Annotated in this window: 1 protein-coding gene; it reads left to right on the forward strand. The window is 64.8% G+C overall.

Annotated features, from left to right (window positions below; genetic code table 11):
* Positions 1 to 506 (forward strand): type II secretion system F family protein (locus Q8X51_RS32165; RefSeq protein WP_407694948.1); only part of this gene is annotated, 506 nt, incomplete at both ends.

Raw genomic sequence — 506 nt, forward strand, 5'->3', positions numbered from 1 at the left:
ACGCGGCAACTGGCGAGCCTGCTCGGCGCCAGCCTGCCCCTGGAGGCGGCATTAAGCGCCACGGTGGAACAGGCGGAGAAAAAACACATCGCCCAGACCCTGGCCGCCGTGCGTGCCGATGTACGCGGCGGCATGCGTCTGGCGGATGCCTTGGCGGCACGGCCACGGGACTTTCCGTCGATCTACCGCGCACTGATCGCGGCGGGGGAGGAGTCCGGCGACCTGGCCCAGGTGATGGAACGCCTGGCCGACTACATCGAGGAGCGCAACAACCTGCGCGGCAAGATCCTCACCGCCTTTATCTACCCCGGTGTGGTCGGGCTGGTGTCCATCGGCATCGTGATTTTTTTGCTCAGCTACGTGGTGCCCCAGGTGGTCAGCGCGTTTTCCCAGGCGCGCCAGGATCTGCCCGGGCTGACATTGGCGATGCTCAATGCCAGTGATTTCATTCGCGGTTGGGGTTGGCTGTGCCTCAGTGCTTTAATCGCGGGTTTCTGGGGCTGGCG

It is taken from the genome of Pseudomonas sp. Yb2C2 (genome assembly GCF_052112325.1).
GTDB classification, from domain to species: domain Bacteria; phylum Pseudomonadota; class Gammaproteobacteria; order Pseudomonadales; family Pseudomonadaceae; genus Aquipseudomonas; species Aquipseudomonas marginalis.